The following is a 16,438-nucleotide window of genomic DNA, read 5'->3' on the forward strand; positions in this document are numbered from 1 at the left end:
CCCTCATGCAGACCCTGGCACCACCGGATTTCTTCATTCCTTCGCCAACTTTCAGCGCCCTTGAGCTAGGGCCGTTGACGATACGCTTTTACGCGCTGGCCATCCTGGCCGGCATCGCCTTCGGAACCTGGCTGACGGCCCGCCGCCTTCGTGCACGCGGGGGCACCACAGCGCAGACCCTGGACATCGTGGCCTGGGCGGTGCCGTTCGGCATCGTCGGAGGAAGGCTTTACCACGTCATCACCGACAACCAACTGTACTTCGGGCCGGGTAAGGATCCCTGGGGTGCCCTCCGGATCTGGGAAGGCGGTCTCGGGATCTGGGGTGCCGTCGCCCTCGGACTGGTGGGAGCCGCGATCGGTGCCCGGCGCGCCGGGGTCCCCTTCGCAGCTTTCGTGGACGCTGCCGCCCCGGGACTGCTCATCGCCCAGGGGATGGGACGCTGGGGCAACTGGTTCAACAATGAACTCTACGGCGGGCCCACTGATCTGCCCTGGAAACTCCAGATCTACAAGATGGACATGGCCACCGGCCAGGCGGTGACCTCGGCGGACGGAACACCGGAACTTCTGGGATACTTCCACCCAACATTCCTCTACGAATCCCTCTGGTGCCTGGCGGCTGCGGCACTGCTGATGTTCCTGGACCGGAAGTATTCACTCGGCGCTGGGTCAGTGTTCGCCCTCTACATCGCCCTGTACACCGCCGGTAGGTTCGTGTTCGAGCTGATCCGCTCCGACTACGCCAACACCATCCTGGGCCTCCGGGTGAACACCTGGGTAGCGGCACTGCTGTTCATTGCAGGGCTGGCTCTCTTCCAGATACTCAGGCGCCGGCCCCGCTCGGCGGTGGACTCCGACGACGCCGGCACAACACAGCACAACTCTCCCGCTACCGACAGCAAAGGAATGCCCACATGAGCAACGCCGCCAAACGACGCAGGGAACACCAAGCCATCGTCGCCTCAATCCGCACGGACCAAAAAGCAAAACAACGCAAATGGAACCTCCTCGTCTACGGCAGCTTCGGCCTGATCCTGACTACCATCATCACCGCCGTGGCCATCACCGTGACAGGCTCCATCCAGGAACGCAACCAAGCCGCGGAAGAGGCCAAAAAACCCATCGACGGTGTCCAGGCTTTCGCTGATCTCACCCGCAACCACGTCCAGACAGCCGTGGACTACCCGCAGGAGCCCGGCGTCGGCGGGGACCACGCCGCGGTCTGGACAAACTGCGGCGTCTACACCGAACCCATCAACGAACAAAGCGCCGTCCACTCCCTCGAGCACGGCGCCGTGTGGCTCACCTACCAGCCTGATCTGCCCGCCAGCGACATAGCGACGCTCACCGCCCTGGCCCAAGACAAGCCCTATGTGCTGCTCAGCCCAGACAAGGACCAGAGCACCCCCGTCACCGCCACGGCCTGGGGAACACAGCTCACCCTGCCGAACGCCAACGACACCCGCATCCCTGCATTCATCCGCGCCTATGCCCAATCCCCGAACGCCCCGGAACCCGGCGCGTCCTGCGCCGGCGGCGTCAATGGCTAAGCCAATTCATCTCCCATCGTAAGGACCATTTCCAATGCAAGACTCATCCGGCTCTACCCAGAATTCCCCGGCTGGATACCGCCGCCACCGGCGGCTGGTACGGCGGTCGAGCAGGGCTGCTTCCGGCGGGCACGGATGACTGGGATACTGCGTGGAAGCTGAGAAGAGTATGTGGCGTACGGATCCAGCCACACTGCTGGATATCGTGTTGGACCGGCGCGCGATGGAGGCCCGACTCGGGGACTGCACGGCATTGGAACGCGTCTGGGTCCTCTCCCTCCTTGGCCGCGGTGATGAGGCCATCGCCGAAGGGCAGGCCCTGCTGGCAACATCAGAGGACCCATTCAGGGCACTGCTTGTCCTTGCCCACGCCTATCAGAGGACCTACAGCTGGAGGGACGCCGCGAGGCACCACGAACAAGCCCTCCGCCTGGCTCACACCAGAACAAGGGAAGCTCTCGCGCGCCATCAGATCGGCCGGCGCCTCTTTGACGAAGGACTGTACCGGGACGCCGCCGCCGAATTCGAATGGGCTCAGGACCTGTACCGCTACGCGGGAAGGACACGCCAAGCCCAAGCATCCGGCGAAGCCAGAGTTCGCGCCTTTGCCGCCCATCGACAAGCCCCGTTTATGGAAGGTCCTTGACCGGGCGCCTGCAGCTCGGGAACCAGGGACCAACCGGCCCGCCACACTGCCCTGCAGCAGCTCCAGCTGAGGTCAGATATAGGCGGACGGATTGACGGTATTGCCATTCACCATGACCTCAAAGTGAAGATGGCAGCCGGTAGATGCCCCGGTCGTACCAACCCCTGCGATCTGCTGACCCTGAACAACAACCTGTCCAACCGAGACACCGATACTGGCCAGATGGTTATACGTGGTCTTCAAGCCGTTGCCATGATCCACGACAATCCGGTTACCGCCGCCATAAGGGCTCCAGCCGGCCTCGATGACGGCTCCTGAACCGGCGGCGAATACCGCAGTCGAGCACGCCCCCGTCAGGTCAATGCCAGTGTGTAACTCGCCGGAAGCACCGGTGATCGGGCTGATCCTGAAGCCGAAAGGGGAACTTACGTTCATCGATGCGAGCGGCCCTCGCAGTCCCTTCGTCTCCTGGGCAGGGGCAGGCGCTGCTGGCACTGCTCCTGCGGCCTGCACCGCGGGGGCTGGTGCAGGAGCAGGCGCCGCCTGCGAAGTGACAGTCGGGCGGTCAAAAGCCAGGCCAGCTCCAGCCTCGGCGGTAACGGGCGCCTGAATGCTCGGTGCCGCCACTGCCGAAGGCATGTTTTTAGCTGCTGGGAGCGCATTGGAGTCCGCATGGGCCGCGGACAGCGCGGTGAGGGCTATCATTCCGGTGACCGCTGCTGCAGCGCCGAACTGCTGACCCCGCAGGACCCTTGACGATTCATGGAAGACACCCCGACGGGATGTTGTAGAAGGTGTCGGAACGGCACGGCGACGGCCGTGTGGAGGGCGGGCAGACAAGATAGTGGTCCTCTCGGCGCCGGCGAAGTTAGCTGTCGGATTCGGACGAGTGGACTGTCCGGCCGCCCTGCCCGGAGCCCTCAGGCACCGTTGCAGGTCGGCTTCACCCCAAGGTGCACATGGCACCGTTTGTGGGTCCTCCGCCCCCGCCTTGAGAAAAGAAGTACGTGGACCACCGGCGGGGTTTGGCGAAGCGGTCACACCCATACCCGCTATAGGCATGTATTTCCGTCGACTCTAGCGAACGACACGCGGAAGTTACAAATTCGTTACCAAATCTTGAGGATGGTACTTCGTTTAGAGAGCAAGCAGGCGTCGGGGGTAGCTGGCCTGTCCGGGGAAAGTTACGCTGTGGCTGACAGTCCTCTGAGAGAAGCCGGCGTCGCCTGAGTGTGGCCAGAATCATCAAACGAAACGGGGGTACGACACAAGCACAACCGCGGTGCCGGTTAGCAGAACATGCAAGCCGGCCCCTGCATCTATTTCCAGCCGCTCAACACCTTGGAAGAGAGAAAACGATGACACACGCCAGCGCCCACAAAATGCTTGATGCCTACCCGAAGGATCTTGGCAGCATCGACCAGCACAAGCTCGCCGAATGTATCGCCGCGTCTTTTGACTGCGCGCAGGCCTGCACCGCCTGCGCAGATGCGTGCCTGAGCGAAGACATGGTCGCCGAGTTGACGAAGTGCATCCGCACTGACCTTGACTGTGCGGACATCTGCACCGCCACAGGAAATGTCCTCTCCCGGCACACCGGCTACGACGCGAACGTCACCCGCGCTGTCCTGCAGGCCTGCGCCACCGTGTGCAAGACCTGTGCTGACGAATGCGAACGGCACGCCGACATGCACAGCCACTGCCGGATCTGCGCGGAAGCTTGCCGTCGTTGCGAAAATGCGTGCAACGAACTCCTTGCGGCACTCGACTAAGCAGCCATACGGGGCGACAGGCGAAATGCTCACAGGAATCAGAGGCCTTCGGTCCCGTCTCCGACACTGATTTGGAGTCCCAGGAGTCCTCTCATCTGCAACCTGGCCGGTGAGGGGGTCGGCGAAGGGCCTAGTCGCCGGTCTGCGGCCGCCGGGGGAAGATCGTGCCGAGGACGAGGAGCGCTACTCCGGTGGTAACGAACGCGTCGGCGAGGTTGAAGGTGGGGAACCAGCCGCTGTGGAGGTAGTCCACGACCCCTTGCCCGTCGAGCCTGTCGATGAAGTTCCCGACCGCGCCTCCGAGCAGCAGGGACGCTCCTGCCCGGGAGAGGCCAGTCATGATAGGGGCGGAGGAGACGGTGTACCAGATCAGGGCCGCAATGATCAGGCCGGTGGCGGCGATGACGACCCAGGGTGCAAGGTCCGCGCCGAGGCTGAACGCGACACCGCGGTTGTAGAGCAGCCTAATGTTGATCGGTCCCAGATCGGCGGTCGTGCCGGTGGAGAGCAGCGCTTCGGCCACGGCTTTGACGACCAGGTCGGCTGCGGCAAGGACGGCTGCCACCAGAAGCAGCACCGTCCTGGACCGTCGGGCCTGCCCGGCAGGTGCGTCCGGCACAGCGGTTTCGGCGCTCACGCTGCCGGTTCCAACGCGGGGGCGGGCTTGGCGGCGTTGGACGTGGTCTTGCGGCTGATCCGGCCTGCCCTGACGCCGTTGGCGATCACGACAACTTCGGCCAGTTCGTGGATGAGGACCACGGCGGCCAGGCCGAGCATGCCGAACAGCGCGAGCGGTATCAGTACCGCGATCAGCGCCAAGGACAGGCCCACGTTCTGGAGCATGATGCTCCGGGTCCTGCGGGCGTGATCGAGGACCTGGGGAAGGTGGTTCAGGTCCTCGCCCATCAGGGCTATGTCGGCGGTTTCGATCGCGACGTCGGTGCCCATGGCGCCCATGGCGATGCCGGTGTCGGCGGTCGCGAGTGCCGGGGCGTCGTTGACGCCGTCGCCGACCATGGCGGTGGGCTGGCGGCCCTGGAGCGTGCGGATGATCTCGGCCTTGTCCTCGGGCCGGAGGTCGGCATGGATCTCCGTGATGCCCGCGGCCTTACCCAGTGCCGTGGCGGTGATGAGGTTGTCGCCGGTGAGCATGGCCGTGGTGTAGCCGGAGGCGCTCAGCCGGGCAATGACTTCCCGGGCTTCGGGCCGCAGCTCGTCACGGACCGCGACAGCTCCGATGACCTGGCCGTCTTCCTCGATGAGGACAGCGGTCGCGCCTGCGTGCTGCATCCTCTCAACCTCGGCGGCCAGCGGTCCGGCGTTGATCCAGCCCGGGCGGCCGAGTCGGACGGTCCTGCCATCGAGCAGGCCTTCCAGACCGGCGCCGGGGACGGTGTCCACATCGGTGACGGCAGCCCGGTCCGTTGCGGCGGCGAGGATGGCGCGGGCGAGCGGGTGTTCGCTGCGGGCCTCCAGGCCGGCCGCGAGGGCCAGGACGTGTTCCCTGGTGGCGGCGCCGGTTGCGGCGACATCGATCACGGCGGGCTTGTTCCGGGTGAGGGTTCCGGTCTTGTCCAGCGCGATAGTGCGGATTTTGCCGAGGGTTTCCAGGGCGCCTCCGCCTTTGATGAGAACGCCGATGCGGCTGGCAGCACCTACGGAAGCGACGACCGTGACGGGTACGGAGATGGCTAGGGCGCAGGGCGAGGCTGCGACCAGGACGACGAGGGCGCGTTCGAACCACAGCAGCGGTTCGCCGACGATGAAGCCGAAGACGATGATCAGTGCGGCGGCGATGAGGATGCCGGGGACGAGTTTTTTGGCGATGGAGTCGGCCAGGCGCTGGCCAGGGCCCTTGCGGGATTGCTCGGCCTCGACGATGTGCACGATCCTGGCCAGGGAGTTGTTTTCCGCGGTGCTGGTGACTTCCACCTCGAGCGGGCCGGTGCCGTTGATCGACCCGGCGTAGACCTCGCTTCCCGGCCCGGCCTCGACCGGAACGGATTCGCCGGTGAGCGCCGATGTGTCCAGGGACGTGCGCCCGGTGAGGATCCTGCCGTCAGTGGCAAGGCGCTCCCCGGGTCGGACAACCATCCGGTCCCCGGGGATGAGTTCTGCAGGGTCGACCGTGAGCTCGGTACCGCCGCGCAGGATGGTCGCCTCGGCCGGGACAAGGTCCAGCAGGGCACGCAGGCCGCGGCGGGTTTTCGCCAGTGAGTACTCCTCAAGGCCTTCGGAGATGGCGTAGAGGAAGGCCAGCATGGCTGCCTCCTCGAACTGACCGAGGGCGACAGCGCCGGCGGCGGCGATCGTCATCAGCGTCCCGACCCCGATTTTGCCCTTCACCAGGCGGCGGAGGGTGGAGGGAACGAACGTCCAGGCTGCAACCAGCAGCGCGACGATCTCCAGGGGAAGCGTCAGCCACTGGGGCCCACCGGCCAGGGAAGCGATCCACCCCGCCAGGAGCAGGACACCGGAAACGGCTGCCGCCCGGACCTCGCGGACCTGCCAAAAACCTACGGCCTCCTCCGCCTCGTCGGACTCGCCGGTCCCGGTCTTCTCATCGCTGCAGCCGCAGGCGTCACTCATCGTGTGTTCTCTTCTGTCAGGGCGGCGCCGGTGCTGCCGGTGCCGTAGTTCGGGCACAGGCTGACCGCGTTGCCGGTGGCGGCAAGCAGGATCTCTGCCTGGGTGAGCATGTCCATCAATTCCGGACGGGAGAGTGAATAGTAGACGCTGCGGCCCTGCACCCGGCCTTCGACCAGGCCGCAATCGCGCAGGCATGCGACGTGGGCGGATACCGTTGACTGGGCCAGGCCCAGCTCCCCTGTAAGGTCACCAACCCGGACCTCACCGCCGGCCATGCGCTTCACGATGCTCAAGCGGGTCGGGTCACTGAGGGAATGGAACAGCGCCGCCGCAGGACTGAGCTGGCGGCACGGATCCGCGGAAACCATAGGTTCAATCGTCATATGACGATGATAGCGCAGATTTATGATGTCATCGCCGCCATGCTGTAATGTCGAAAGGGCCGCCGCGACGCTCGCCAGAGTTTCGAGCGCATCCACACGTAAGAGCCGGACATGAGCGCGCCATTCGCTCAACCGGTGGGCGGGGCGATGCTGTTGCCGGTTTGGCAGAGCTTCAGAAATTGACCGAGGAGACACCGATGAGCATTGGCGGATATTTCGCCGAGATGGTGCAGTCCGGAGCCTTATTGGTGGCGATGCCGCTGGCCATGACAGCCGGGACTGTGTCGTTCATTTCTCCGTGCATCCTTCCGCTGGTGCCAGGGTATCTGGGCTACGTCTCCGGGCTGACCGACCCGTCACGCCCGGACAACAGGCGGCGGCTCCTGACCGGTGTCGGTCTTTTCATTCTCGGTTTTGCCGCTGTCTTTACGCTGTACGGGGCGGCTTTCGGTGTCATCGGCGGCTGGCTCGTGCAGTGGCAGGACACGCTGATCCGCGCCCTGGGAGTGTTCGTCGTACTGATGGGCCTGGTCCTGGTCGGCAGTTTCTCATTCCTTCAGACCACCCGGAAACTGTCCTTCCGTCCCAGAACCGGCGTCGCCGGGGCGCCGCTGCTCGGTATCGTCTTCGGCCTCGGATGGACACCGTGCATGGGGCCGACCCTCAGCGCCGTCCTGGCGCTGAGCACCACCACCGGGGACCCCTGGCGCGGGGCCCTGCTGGGATTCGTCTACTGCCTGGGGCTGGGAATCCCCTTCGTCCTGGTCGCACTGGGCCTGAACTGGGTCACCAGGACCCTTGGTTTTATCCGCCGGCACATCCGCACGTTCAACATCATTGGCGGTTCGCTGCTCATCCTCGTCGGAATCCTGATGGTCTCAGGGGTCTGGATGCTCTGGATTTACCAGCTGCAGAACCTCGCCGGAACCATCACCACCCCCGTATAGAACGAAAAGGACCAGACAGTGAACGTCCACTCCCCCGCACCATCAGCCGGAGAATCATTGCCCGGCCGCCGCAGCGTCCTGTTCGGCATGGCCTCAGGCGCCCTGCTCCTGACAGGCTGTGCCGCCCCGGATTCCCTGGCAGCCCAGGCCCGGGCCGGGGACAACAAGAACTACATCGCCGGGGACGGCTCGGTCTCCGAATACGCCTCCAACGACAGGAGCGCCCCGGTGGAGATGCAGGGTCCGCTCTACGACGGAACGGTCCTCAGCTCCACAGACTGGCGGGGATCGGTGACAGTCCTGAACGTCTGGTACGCCGCGTGCGCCCCCTGCCGGACGGAAGCGCCGACGCTGGAGACCCTGTACCAGGAGAACAAAGACGACGGCGTACTCTTTTACGGCATCAACCTGCGCGACACCGCGGCCACGGCCGCCGCCTTCGAACGGACCTTCGGCACTACCTATCCCAGCTTCAACGACGCGGACGGCAGCATCCTGCTCGCCCTGGCCGAGTACGTCCCTCCGCGGGCAGTACCCACCACCCTCGTGCTGGACAAACAAGGAAGAGTCAGCGCCCGAGTGCTCGGCCTCGCCGAGAAAAGCACCCTCAAAGCCCTCATCAGGAGCGCACTGAAAGAACCCGGGGCCTAGACCCATACCGAACGGGGCTTTGAGTCGGCCGCTGAACGGGCTGTAGCCTTACCCTCTGCTGCGGAACTGCCAAGACATCATGGAATGCGAAGCTCGGGGAGGCACACCGCTAGCAGCACCATGTAACGGGTGCGGCGGGAGGCCTGCGGAGCGCGGTGTCAGCCCTGTCGGGCCGGGTCTTCGGGCCCCTGGACGCTGCGGGCATCAGGTGCTGCAAGGGCGTCTGCGTCGGCCTCGCTGACTTGCGCCCGGTACCGAACGCGGCGAATTCGCCGGGTCATGGACACCATGAGCGCGACAACTGCAATAACCATGAACGCTGTCATGACGAATCCGAGAAGTCCCGGCGTCACCTGATCGGCGCTAAGACCTGGCCGCAGCCCATTCTCGCCAGGGCCGGGAGAGGGAGTTGCGCCCAAAAAAATGATTCCCTGCGTCAGGGAATCGACTAACGATAGCTTCATGTATTCCTCAATATTCGGCCCGGGCTGCATGCATCCCGGGGGCGGCTTGGCAGGACACCCAGCCCAGGGACCAGGAACAACCTCTGAGCGTAGGCACTGGTTGCACATATCCTTGCCCGGCAGCAGCGTTCCACGGGCTATGCCTTGAGGAAAGTGCGCCCTGCCCTGTGGATGCTTGACACGGCCAGCGGGACGGCCGACAAATGCCCCACTGTAAGAAAGAGCATCAGCGGCAGAACAATCCCTGCGAAGGTCGGCTGCGGGCTGCCGGTATCAACCCATCTAGGCTACCAACGGGCTCCCCGGAAACGGCAACGCCGGTCCCTGCGCACAGCAGACATGCCAACATCACCAGCGCTGTCACCGCGGTGGGTCTTCTTCGTAAACGTCCGGGATGCCGTCCCGGTCAGTGTCGATGGCCTCTAGACATGGGCGACTAAGAGGGCTAAGGACATAAGAGGCACGCAGCTGATCCGCTGCGTCGAACGAGCGTGACTGACTAAAGGTACGGGCTGAGCCCTATGCCAGCGCGCGTGCGACGTCGTAGCCGGCGGACTTCAGCAGGTTGTTCCGTGCCCTGTCGTAGCGCCTGGTGGTCCGCGGATCAGCGTGGCCCATACTGTCCTGCAAGGCGTGCAGCGAGGTCCCGCTGTCCAAAGCAATAGTTGCGAACGTGTGCCGCAGGCTGTGCGGACTGATCTGGCCCTGGATGCCGGCCCTGCGTGCCAGCCGCTGCACAGTGCGGAATGCCTCCGAGCGGTTCCAGGGTCTGCCGGTGGCTGTAGTGAAGAGCGGAAGGCTCTGCGAGTGTCCCAGGACCAGGTCGGCGCCGGAGGTACCAAGGTAAGTATTGAGCGCCACCACAGCAGGAGCCGGCACCGCGACCTTGGCGGTCTTGCCACCCTTGCGCTGTATCCGAAGCGTGCGGTGTCCTGCGTCGTGGCCATAGTCGGCCGTGCGCGCGTTCAGTGCCTCGCTGATGCGGACGCCGGTGAACACCAGCAGGTTCACCAGGGCATTGGACCTGAGACTGTCTTTATGAGCCACTGCCAGCAGCGCCCTTGCCTGGTCGCGGTTCAGTCCCTGGGTCGAACTGTGGTCTGCATCCACACTGGGCCTGACCACGGTCGCCACCGGGTTCCGGTCCACAACGTCTTCCGCCAGCGCGTACCTATAGAAGCTCGACACCGCAGCGAGCGTCCTGGCCACCGTCGTCGGAGCCCCCGCCAGAGTGTGTCGGTAGCCGTCCACATGCACACGCCGCACCGTAAGTAGATCCAGATTCAGATCATCCAGCCAGGCACAGTACCCGGCGAGATCTCGGGTATAAGCGGCCAGCGTATGTGGTGAAGACTGCGCCAGTTGCCACGCAGCGATAATGCTGGCGTGTCGTTCCCGGTTGCTGGCGGGCGCGGTGTTATAAGCGAGGTCCATAATTGACCCTCTCACATAATCCACATCATAAGCGACATTATGGTGTGGATTTGGAGCGTGTTGAGAATTCTTCAAAAAGTCGCAGATTCGGCTCATTTTCGCTTGACGGTGATTGCGCACTTCGTGTAGGTCTTCGCAGGGTAAGAAAAAAGAAGCCGGAAAGCCTGGTGCTTTCCGGCTTCTTCAGTTAATATCCCGAGGGCTCGCTGACCTGGTCGTCAGACGGTCGCCGTCCCCCACTGTCCGAGATGTTGGTCTAGGAGAAGAATGAAGCCACACGGAGGAGGAGACATGAGCGACTTGAGGCATCTGCCGGTGGGCACCCGCGTCCGGGTGGGCTTCGCGCTGATCTACGAGAAGGTGCCTGGTGGCATGTGGCGCAGCCGCAGGCTCAAGGCTTTGCATAACTGGATCACTGACGAGCAGTTGGTCGAACTGCTCGTCGGGAAGCGCAGGGAGGCCGACGAGATAAGCGCAAGAGCGGAGGCACAAGAAAGGGATGCAGCATCCGCTCAGTGACGACTCGCCCAGGTGAGGCGATGCGCCAGAGATTTCTGTGGACGGCCGACGGCTCGTCGCTGACGGCTCACCCGTCGCGGCCGACGGCCTCCCACGCATAGGAGGCGCGATCCAGAACGTCGATGCCGGCGGCGCGGAAGTCACTGATAAATAGAGACCGCTTTCTCGCTTTCATTCCGAGGACGCCCTCCTGGCTGACCTCCCGGGCCATCAGTGGCCGGAGGGTCTGTGGATCCAGCAGCAGTACCAGGCAGGCGTCAAAGCCATCGGTGGATCTCAACCCGATTTTGAGACTCCCCTCTCCGCGACTCGCTACGCGTGCCTTGACCTGGATAAGACGGTCCCCGGGATCGGTGAGGTCGTAAGCTTTGTTGCCGTTCGAGGCAAGGACCCCTCCGTACATTCGCCAGGCGAGGTGTTCGCCGACTCCTCCAACGAGGTCGGCGGTGCGGATGATGCAGCGGCGCTTCAGTTCAACCAGAAGGGCATAGGGCATCTCTAGAAGTTCGTGATTGGTAAGCATGGCAAGACGGGCTGCTTGGTCAGTCGTCATCGTCGGGACTCCCTGAATTGACGACTTCACGGGCCGACAATAATCCGTCTTTTATGGCGTCGAGGTTGTAATTGGCCCACGAGATTGAAAGCTTTCCATCCTCGATGCCCTCGCTCAGTATGTGGTAATCCGTGAGCGAAATTCCCATTTCGGCGGCCCTGCTGCTATCGGACCGGGACAATTCATCGTTTTCAGTGTCTTCGTCGTATTCACTGTCCTCGTTGGATTCAGTACGGGTGATCGAAAAAACAGCCACTGCCGCAAACAATGCCGCACCGACGACTAATCCAATTTTCTTAATTTTGAGCATTCTTTTTGCTTTGCACTCGTCACACCGTGCACCTTTATGGTCGTCAGGGAGTTCGCTGCTGCATTTCTTGCAGAGTTTCTGTTCCATGGTGTTGCTACTCCCCCAGTCATCGGTCGCCTCAGATGTCCGGAACGCTCAGGATAAGGTCGAACAACGACCATAGATAGGACACGAGCGTGAGCCAGACCAAGAGCACAAAGTGCTACCTCGAAGAGTACAAGAACGAGTAGGGGCCAGGGTCGTCGGCACCCAGGGGGTTGTGCGCGAACACGATGGCGTCCACCGGCCGGGTGTCCACGAACAGCACCGCGACGTCCCCTGAGTGGACCACCTGTAGCGGTTCAGGTCTTCTAGCCAGGAATCGATGCCGGTGCTCCTCGACGAAGCATCCGTCGTCGAGCAGTCGCACGGCTTGACCGCGCTGGCCGTTCCGGAACTTGAAGGGCTTGTTTGGGTCTTCATCAAAGCCGGCATTACCGACGACCGCTACGCTAGGCGACTCGAACCAGGCGGTGACGGCATGGACATGGCGCCGCACGGCCTGCCGGTATTCGTTCTGCTCGATGGCCTGGAGGCGCTTATTCGTTTGTTAGTGCTGCCAGAACGAGAAGTCGGACGCTCCCGCAGTGAGAACGCCCGACACTAGCCTCAGCGGGACAGATCGTTCCAGTGGTAAGTCGACAGCGCGTCCTCGATAGTCTCTCCACCGTTGCCGTGGCCGTGCCGCGACGGATCGCTCGTGACGTAGGCATGCACCGTAAACCGGTACTGGCCACCATCCGGGCGGTCGTAGATAGCGACGGTGATCTCTTCGCTCTCCCTGTAGCCGGTGTACTGCCCGACCAGTGTGGTGACCTCATCGGCCTTCGCCCACTTGGTGATGCTCTCGACAATTTCTTGGCTCATGTTTCCCCCTTCGTCGACGTGGTGGTTGTACCACCCTGAGACTCTATCGGCCCGACAGTTGCGCGGCACACCTGGTCCATGGCGGGTCGCAACGCGCCGACTCCTGTCCCCGAACTCAACTCTCAGCGCCAAACTACGTCGACACGTTTGTGGTTGACGCCTCTTTGTCCCTTCGCATCCGGTGCAACCCGATTTACCCTCGGAGTCATCACGGCACGAATGACGCGACGCTTTTCCGGCAATTCCATCTTTTCCCACGTGTCTCTAATCGAGCCTTCGCGCACGAGCCGAAGCACGAACGGGTCCATCTCGGAAAGCCTCTCCAGGCGCGTCTGGGCTGCTTTGATCTTCGGCCCGATTCTGATCTCCTGATCCATCAGCAGATCAAACCTGAGTTTCAGGGCGGCGTCCTCGCGCACCGTGTCCAGATAGTCCTGATAGCTCGCAATCTCCGCCAAAATCGCCTGGCGTTCGGCGTCCGTGCCCTCGCCGCGCTCCCCGATCATGGCCAAGAAATCAGGCCGCTCCAGCCTGGCCAACACCAGCTCTGTAACAACCTCGTCCAGATGCGAGTCTCGCATCGCGACGTGGAAACCAGTCTTCCCGGGCACTCCGACGCAGATATATGTGTTGTAAAACGGATACGGCAGCCCATTGCCGTCCTCATCAATGGGCTTCGGCAGCGCCTCGCCGGTTACTTTGTCCTTCCGTCGTCCGGCGTTCTGTTTGCCGATTCTCATCGGAGCCCCGCACACACCACACACAGCGATTCCGGTGAGCAGGTGTCTGGCCGGCCAGTCGTTAGTCCGCTTGCGCTCCGGAGGACTCATGATGATCTGAAGTTTCTCCCACGTGTCCAGCTCGATGAGCGCCGGCCACATGGCGTCACCGATAATCTCCCCCTGGTGCTGACGTCTTGCCGCATAGGCGGGCATATTCAGCATCTGTTTAATGGCCGGGGGCGTCCAGCCAAGACCCTGACGATGTTCTTTGCGGGTCTCACGCCTCGGCGGGATGCCGCGTTCGTTGAAGTCCTTGGCAATGGCGTAAAAAGTCTGTCCCGCAAGGACGCGCCGTGCTGCCTCCTGCACTACAGGTGCCTGATCAGCATCAGGCTCAATCCGAACCAAGGCGCCCGTCTCAGAATCCTTGACACGCCGATAGCCGTAGATCTTCTTGCCGTGCGGCCGGCCCTTCTCAGCGTTAGAACGCATGTCGCGTTGCAGGCGTTTACTCGTCTTGGCGCTTTCATACTCGGAGTCGACTGCGTCTTCAAGTAATGATCGACGGTCACGAGCATTGGCCGGGTCATACAACCTGCCGTGCGTTGTCACCCAGATGCGGATACCGCGCATCTCGCAAAGTTCGATGAGGTCGACCCACTCCCCCGTCCGGCGTGATCCACGGCTTGACTCCCACAGCCCAAGTGCACCAGCGCCAAAGGTGTCTTCTTCCAGGTCCATCATCAAGCGTGCAAAACCCTCACGCGCCTGCTTCGAGTACCGGCTGGCACTCCGGTCATTGTCACGGTAGGGCTCAGGATGGAGATCCCATCCCTGCTGCGCAAGGGCTGCGGCATTCTCCGTGTGTTGCTGGTCAGGACTTTTGCCCTTGCCACTACGATCTTTTGACACGCGCAGATACTCGCGGACGAGCAGATTTTTGAGGTCCATTGACCCACCCTACTTTATAACTGTGTCCCCGCTGACCGCGGTCAGGTGGGTCATGCCCACCGTTTTCATCGCCGCATTGAGCCCTTCGTCCAGGGCGCTGGAATCTCCGGTGACCATGCCCGGGAGGAGACCGGCCGGATCAGCGGCAAGGAAGGACGCAGCGGAGACATACCGGACGCGCAGGTCCTTCGCTACGAGCTGCCAGCCCGGGGCGTCGGCATCATCGGCTCCGGCGCTGCTGTCGGTGCCGGAGCCGGCACGGGGTGGCAGGGAGGCCGACAGGACAGCTGTTTCCTGCTGGCCCGCGTCCGGTGGCTTCAGCTTGCCGGCCGTCCGGACCACCTGGCCGGGCACCAAATCTCCCCAGCCCTTGCCGCCCATGACCACCACCCGGGCACGCGTGCGTATGACCCGGCTGCTGACGGTGACCTCCTCCGTCTGCGCCGATACCGACCATCGTGCGGGCGGCCCCGAAGTTCCCGGAACTGTCATGGCCCGCGGGGATCCGGTGACTTCCAGGATGGCCACCACAGAATTCCCGTCGGCGACAGCTTCGGCAAGCGGCCCATCGTTGCGTTGCGACGAGGAGACTGCCGAATGGGCCGCGGCGGTCGCGGCCAGCACCAAGGCAACCGCGGTGGTCATAAGAAAGCTCCGCCGGCCTGCCACCAGCCCCCGGCCGCGAGAGGCCCGGATCAACAGGAACGTGGCCAGCAGCACCAAGCCGCAGCACAGCCCCACCAATCCCACAGGGGTAAGCCAGACGCCGGCGACGGCGGCACTCCAGACGAGGAAGGCGGGCAGTGCCAGCCTGACGTCGGTACGCCGGCGCGGCGCGTCCGTTGGTGACTTCGCTGGCTCCTGGCCCCGGAGTTTCGTCCCGACGCGTTCGCCCAGCCTGCGGACCTTCAGCCCACCGGCCTGGACCCCGGCGCGTGTAGCCCCGGCGGGCGTGTCCACGAGAGCCGGGTGGGCTGCGGGAGCCCCTTGGTCCTGCACGGCTGAGTCAACAAAGCGGCTCCACGGGCTGCGCCTGGCCATCTCAGACGCCTACCAGGGGAAGGAGTGTCTCGAGCATCTTTGGACCCACGCCGTCCACGGCGTCGAGCTCCTCGATCGATTTGAACGGGCCGTGTTCCTTGCGCCAGTCCACGATCCGCTGCGCCAGCACGGGCCCAACCTTCGGCAGGGCGTCCAGTTCTTCGACGCCTGCTGTGTTGAGGTTGACCTTTCCTCCTGCTGACGCGGTCCCACCGCTGCCAGTCCCCTCCCCCGATTCCCCGAGTGGGCCGGAAGAACCGGCGGGGATTTCTTCGCCGGCCTGGGGAACGTAGAGCTTCTGTCCGTCCGTCAGCACGGCAGCAAGGTTGAGGCGGTTCAGGTCGGCTGAGGGTGCGCCGCCGCCTGCCGCGGCGACCGCCTGGTGAACCCGGCTGCCGGCGGGCAACTGCACTACCCCGGGCACGGCAACGGCGCCGGCCACATGGATGATGACAATGCCGGCCTGTGGACTTTCCGCGGGCAGTTCAGGCGGCCCTGCCCCGGGGGGCTCCTGGCCTTGGGTTCTTTCCCCCGCGGGCAGGCTGCCCTGGGCGGAGATGTCACTCAGTGGCATGACTTCGGGCTGACCGTCAGCAACCTGTGACCAGAACCAGGCGCCGCCCAGCACCGCGAGTGCGGCGATGAGCAGGGCGACCCGCACGCCAACCCGCCATCTCAGGGCCGGTCCCGTCTTACCGGTACCGGGAGGGGACTCATCAGCAGCCCCCGAAGCGGAGGCGTCACCGGAAACGTGAGCACCGCCGTCGTACTCAAAGACCTTTTCGCCGCTGTCGGTGAGCAGAAGCCCCGGGCCGGCTCCGAGCGTAGACTGCAGCCGGTCCCGGGCATGCCGGGCCCCCTGGCGTGCTGCTCCAGCGTCCCGGCGTGACATGCTCCCAACGCTAGGTGCGTGGGTCGGTAATTGTTTGAGGGTTCCTCAGGTTTGAGCCGTAATGGCCCGAGGCCGGTTTCCTTGTCTTGGAAAGGTGCCGGCCTTT

Annotated in this window: 21 protein-coding genes and 1 riboswitch; of the genes, 8 read left to right on the forward strand and 13 right to left on the reverse strand. The window is 63.7% G+C overall.

Going from position 1 to position 16,438, the window contains the following annotated elements; genetic code table 11:
• Positions 1-5 precede the first annotated feature (5 nt).
• The 3 genes from lgt (at position 6) to NG696_RS04615 (ending at position 2,198) form a co-directional block, all read left to right on the forward strand.
• A complete protein-coding gene (gene lgt, locus NG696_RS04605; protein ID WP_252574341.1) occupies positions 6-920 on the forward strand; it encodes a prolipoprotein diacylglyceryl transferase in 915 nt (304 codons plus the stop codon).
• Positions 917-1,552, forward strand: coding sequence for a thioredoxin-like domain-containing protein (locus tag NG696_RS04610; protein WP_252574342.1), 636 nt, complete (start codon positions 917-919; stop codon positions 1,550-1,552). Before lgt ends, NG696_RS04610 begins: the two co-directional genes overlap by 4 nt.
• Before the next feature lie 151 nt (positions 1,553-1,703).
• The gene (locus tag NG696_RS04615; RefSeq protein ID WP_252574344.1) at positions 1,704-2,198 is read left to right on the forward strand and encodes a hypothetical protein; all 495 of its coding nucleotides are present in this window, start codon (positions 1,704-1,706) and stop codon (positions 2,196-2,198) included.
• A 72-nt stretch (positions 2,199-2,270) separates the two neighbouring features.
• Here the strand turns inward: NG696_RS04615 and NG696_RS04620 are convergent, their stop codons facing one another.
• Entirely contained in the window at positions 2,271-2,633 is a 363-nt protein-coding gene (locus tag NG696_RS04620; protein WP_252574346.1) for a M23 family metallopeptidase, read from the reverse strand.
• Positions 2,634-3,055: 422 nt separating this feature from the next.
• Positions 3,056-3,229: riboswitch (cyclic di-AMP (ydaO/yuaA leader) on the reverse strand.
• A gap of 327 nt (positions 3,230-3,556) precedes the next feature.
• Between NG696_RS04620 and NG696_RS04625 the strand changes: the two genes are divergently transcribed.
• Complete coding sequence (locus NG696_RS04625) at positions 3,557-3,970, forward strand: four-helix bundle copper-binding protein (RefSeq protein ID WP_252574347.1); 414 nt, start codon at positions 3,557-3,559, stop codon at positions 3,968-3,970.
• Positions 3,971-4,100: 130 nt separating this feature from the next.
• Here NG696_RS04625 and lspA read toward each other — a convergent pair whose 3' ends face one another.
• Genes lspA through NG696_RS04640 form a run of 3 tightly spaced genes read right to left on the reverse strand, consistent with a single transcriptional unit; the run spans position 4,101 to position 6,942 of the window.
• A complete protein-coding gene (gene lspA, locus NG696_RS04630) occupies positions 4,101-4,607 on the reverse strand; it encodes a signal peptidase II (RefSeq protein WP_252574348.1) in 507 nt (168 codons plus the stop codon).
• Positions 4,604-6,559, reverse strand: a complete 1,956-nt coding sequence (locus tag NG696_RS04635; protein ID WP_252574377.1) for a heavy metal translocating P-type ATPase — start codon at positions 6,557-6,559, stop codon at positions 4,604-4,606. Before NG696_RS04635 ends, lspA begins: the two co-directional genes overlap by 4 nt.
• Positions 6,556-6,942, reverse strand: a complete 387-nt coding sequence (locus NG696_RS04640; protein ID WP_252574415.1) for an ArsR/SmtB family transcription factor — start codon at positions 6,940-6,942, stop codon at positions 6,556-6,558. The genes NG696_RS04635 and NG696_RS04640 overlap by 4 nt, the downstream gene beginning before the upstream one ends.
• A 197-nt stretch (positions 6,943-7,139) precedes the next feature.
• On the opposite strand from NG696_RS04640, the gene NG696_RS04645 reads away from it, so the two are divergent.
• Positions 7,140-7,889, forward strand: a complete 750-nt coding sequence (locus NG696_RS04645) for a cytochrome c biogenesis CcdA family protein (RefSeq protein WP_252574379.1) — start codon at positions 7,140-7,142, stop codon at positions 7,887-7,889.
• Between the two features lie 18 nt (positions 7,890-7,907).
• Entirely contained in the window at positions 7,908-8,540 is a 633-nt protein-coding gene (locus NG696_RS04650) for a TlpA family protein disulfide reductase (RefSeq protein ID WP_252574381.1), read from the forward strand.
• A 158-nt stretch (positions 8,541-8,698) separates the two neighbouring features.
• Here the strand turns inward: NG696_RS04650 and NG696_RS21070 are convergent, their stop codons facing one another.
• Positions 8,699-8,866, reverse strand: a complete 168-nt coding sequence (locus NG696_RS21070; RefSeq protein WP_374211171.1) for a hypothetical protein — start codon at positions 8,864-8,866, stop codon at positions 8,699-8,701.
• Between the two features lie 657 nt (positions 8,867-9,523).
• Positions 9,524-10,438, reverse strand: a complete 915-nt coding sequence (locus NG696_RS04660) for a tyrosine-type recombinase/integrase (RefSeq protein ID WP_252574385.1) — start codon at positions 10,436-10,438, stop codon at positions 9,524-9,526.
• Positions 10,439-10,729: 291 nt separating this feature from the next.
• Between NG696_RS04660 and NG696_RS04665 the strand changes: the two genes are divergently transcribed.
• Positions 10,730-10,957, forward strand: coding sequence for a hypothetical protein (locus NG696_RS04665; RefSeq protein ID WP_252574388.1), 228 nt, complete (start codon positions 10,730-10,732; stop codon positions 10,955-10,957).
• A 67-nt stretch (positions 10,958-11,024) separates the two neighbouring features.
• Here NG696_RS04665 and NG696_RS04670 read toward each other — a convergent pair whose 3' ends face one another.
• From NG696_RS04670 to NG696_RS20740, 3 genes are all read right to left on the reverse strand, one after another.
• Positions 11,025-11,510: a DUF6998 domain-containing protein gene (locus tag NG696_RS04670; protein ID WP_252574391.1), complete on the reverse strand. Its 486-nt coding sequence runs from the start codon at positions 11,508-11,510 to the stop codon at positions 11,025-11,027.
• Positions 11,500-11,907, reverse strand: coding sequence for a hypothetical protein (locus NG696_RS04675; protein ID WP_252574392.1), 408 nt, complete (start codon positions 11,905-11,907; stop codon positions 11,500-11,502). Before NG696_RS04675 ends, NG696_RS04670 begins: the two co-directional genes overlap by 11 nt.
• A 115-nt stretch (positions 11,908-12,022) precedes the next feature.
• Positions 12,023-12,151, reverse strand: a complete 129-nt coding sequence (locus tag NG696_RS20740; RefSeq protein WP_256471945.1) for a hypothetical protein — start codon at positions 12,149-12,151, stop codon at positions 12,023-12,025.
• Positions 12,152-12,190: 39 nt separating this feature from the next.
• Here NG696_RS20740 and NG696_RS04680 point away from each other — a divergent pair, with 39 nt between their 5' ends.
• Complete coding sequence (locus NG696_RS04680) at positions 12,191-12,466, forward strand: hypothetical protein (protein WP_252574395.1); 276 nt, start codon at positions 12,191-12,193, stop codon at positions 12,464-12,466.
• A gap of 2 nt (positions 12,467-12,468) precedes the next feature.
• Here the strand turns inward: NG696_RS04680 and NG696_RS04685 are convergent, their stop codons facing one another.
• From NG696_RS04685 to NG696_RS04700, 4 genes are all read right to left on the reverse strand, one after another.
• On the reverse strand, positions 12,469-12,726 hold the full coding sequence (locus tag NG696_RS04685; protein WP_252574398.1) for a hypothetical protein: 258 nt from the start codon (positions 12,724-12,726) through the stop codon (positions 12,469-12,471).
• 122 nt (positions 12,727-12,848) lie between these two features.
• Entirely contained in the window at positions 12,849-14,399 is a 1,551-nt protein-coding gene (locus NG696_RS04690; protein ID WP_252574401.1) for a recombinase family protein, read from the reverse strand.
• Between the two features lie 9 nt (positions 14,400-14,408).
• Positions 14,409-15,440 carry a hypothetical protein gene (locus NG696_RS04695; RefSeq protein WP_252574404.1) on the reverse strand — a complete coding sequence of 344 codons (1,032 nt, stop codon included), beginning with the start codon at positions 15,438-15,440 and terminating at the stop codon, positions 14,409-14,411.
• 1 nt (position 15,441) lies between these two features.
• Positions 15,442-16,332 (reverse strand): ComEA family DNA-binding protein, encoded by an 891-nt coding sequence (locus tag NG696_RS04700; protein ID WP_252565479.1) that lies wholly within the window; start codon positions 16,330-16,332, stop codon positions 15,442-15,444.
• Between the last annotated feature and the right edge of the window lie 106 nt (positions 16,333-16,438).

Origin of the sequence: Pseudarthrobacter cellobiosi (genome assembly GCF_023913755.1) — a bacterium.
Classification (GTDB): Bacteria; Actinomycetota; Actinomycetes; order Actinomycetales; family Micrococcaceae; genus Arthrobacter; species Arthrobacter cellobiosi.